Here is a 2,323-nt window from a genome sequence, read left to right as displayed (position 1 = left end):
ATCGATTAGACAATAAGAAAAAAGGAGAAAAATCCAAAAACTCTACCGAAAGTGCTGGACGACTTGGGCATGCAAAAATGACTGGCACCAAGCAAAGAAAACTGTATCAGGCAGCTAAGAGTATGGAAAAGCGTTTGGCTGCATTAGAAGATATTCAAGCACCAGAGCATTTGCGTTCTATTCGTTTTCGTCAAAGTTCAGCCCTAGAACTGCACAATAAGTTCCCGATTACGGCAGATGGTCTGAGCTTAAAATTTGGTAGCCGTACTATCTTTGATGACGCTAACTTTATAATACCGCTTGGCGCTAAAGTCGCTATAACTGGATCGAATGGAACAGGGAAAACGTCCTTGTTAAAAATGATATCAGAACGTGCTGATGGATTAACCATATCTCCAAAAGCTGAAATTGGCTACTTTACACAAACAGGATATAAATTTAACACGCATAAATCTGTGCTCTCCTTTATGCAGGAAGAGTGCGAGTACACAGTTGCGGAAATTCGTGCAGTATTGGCTTCAATGGGGATCGGAGCGAATGATATTCAAAAAAACTTATCCGACTTATCGGGAGGTGAAATCATCAAACTGCTTTTATCCAAAATGCTTTTAGGAAAATATAATATTTTGCTTATGGATGAACCAGGAAACTATCTTGACCTAAAAAGTATTGCCGCATTAGAAACAATGATGAAGTCCTATGCAGGAACTATTATCTTCGTATCTCATGACAAGCAATTGGTCGATAATATTGCTGACATTATCTACGAGATCAAAGACCACAAAATCATCAAGACTTTTGAGAGAGATTGTTAATGATAGCCAATCTAATCCGAACATTAATTATTGAACTCTTTAAAGGAAATTAAAAATGACAATTCAAGATATTCAATCACTTGCTGAAGCACACGGCTTGTTGCTTACGGACAAAATGAATTTCAATGAAATGGGCATTGATTTTAAGGTCGTTTTTGCTCTTGATACAAAGGGGCAACAATGGTTGCTGCGTATTCCTCGTCGTGATGGCATGAGGGAACAAATCAAGAAAGAAAAACGCATTTTAGAATTGGTAAAAAAACATCTTTCTGTAGAGGTTCCTGATTGGAGAATTTCATCTACAGAATTAGTGGCTTATCCCATACTTAAAGATAATCCTGTTTTAAATTTGGATGCTGAAACCTATGAAATAATTTGGAATATGGACAAAGATAGCCCGAAATACATAACATCTTTGGCAAAAACCTTATTTGAAATCCATAGTATTCCTGAAAAAGAAGTTCGGGAAAATGATTTGAAAATTATGAAACCTTCAGATTTAAGACCTGAAATAGCAAACAATTTGCAGTTAGTAAAATCTGAAATTGGTATAAGTGAGCAATTGGAAACCCGCTACAGAAAATGGTTGGATAATGATGTTCTATGGGCAGATTTCACCCAATTTATACATGGCGATTTATATGCTGGGCATGTACTAGCTTCAAAGGATGGAGCTGTTTCAGGCGTTATTGATTGGTCAACAGCCCATATAGATGACCCAGCGATTGATTTTGCTGGGCATGTAACTTTGTTTGGAGAAGAAAGCCTCAAAACTCTAATCATCGAGTATGAAAAACTAGGGGGTAAAGTTTGGAATAAACTATATGAACAGACTTTAGAAAGAGCAGCGGCCTCTCCTTTGATGTATGGTTTATTTGCCTTAGAAACTCAAAATGAAAGCCTTATCGTTGGAGCAAAAGCTCAGTTGGGAGTTATATAATTTAAAAATATGATTGCTGAGAACTGCCTTGTTTTGAAACTTGGTTGGCTTTAATTAGTTTTTAGTATTCTTTATAGAAAATGCCTCGATCAAGGGGCATTTCTAACAATCATTTAACATAAAATTTCTTATGTGAAGTAACCTGAATGCAGCGGTGCCCCATTGGGGGCGCGTTGAGATAAGCCTCTTTTAGATAACTTTAGCAACTCGATAGACAGTTGCAACTCCACAATTCACTGCTTTGGCAATTTCTTCCTTAGTCATATTGCCAACTACTAGCAATTCTTTTATTCGTTTATGTTTAGCCTCATTTGCCTTCTTGCCTGTTGGTTTGTAACCCGAACGTGCCAGGCCCTGCTTAATACGTTCTATACGTTTCTCATTGTCTAGGCGGGCCATTGTTGCCAGAAGATCAATCAACATATTGTTGATGAGTTCCAAGATTGAATGAGTAATGCTGTCACTGGTTTGAATCATTTGGTAGGTAGTAGGAAGATCTGCTACGACTAAACGAAGTCCCTTCTCCTGGATCCTGCGCTTCAGCTCTTGAAAATCTCGTTGGGTTAGG

General features: G+C 37.8%; 2 protein-coding genes and 1 pseudogene. 2 read left to right on the top strand and 1 reads right to left on the bottom strand.

The window, feature by feature from the left end; all coding sequences use genetic code 11:
* Window positions 1-815, top strand: a pseudogene (gene msr(E) / locus HYI04_RS16685) (ABC-F type ribosomal protection protein Msr(E)); the annotation flags it as partial.
* A gap of 55 nt (window positions 816-870) precedes the next feature.
* Window positions 871-1,755, top strand: a complete 885-nt coding sequence (locus HYI04_RS16680) for an Mph(E) family macrolide 2'-phosphotransferase (RefSeq protein WP_000155092.1) — start codon at window positions 871-873, stop codon at window positions 1,753-1,755.
* Window positions 1,756-1,944: 189 nt separating this feature from the next.
* On the opposite strand, the gene HYI04_RS16675 is transcribed toward HYI04_RS16680, so the two are convergent.
* Window positions 1,945-2,323: helix-turn-helix domain-containing protein (locus HYI04_RS16675; RefSeq protein ID WP_178896419.1), on the bottom strand; the 379-nt coding region annotated here is incomplete at its 5' end.

Source organism: Acinetobacter sp. SwsAc2 (genome assembly GCF_013391465.1).
Classification (GTDB): domain Bacteria; phylum Pseudomonadota; class Gammaproteobacteria; order Pseudomonadales; family Moraxellaceae; genus Acinetobacter; species Acinetobacter johnsonii.
The sequence above is the reverse complement of the archived record's forward strand: the minus strand, read 5'-3'. Positions and strand labels throughout refer to the sequence as shown.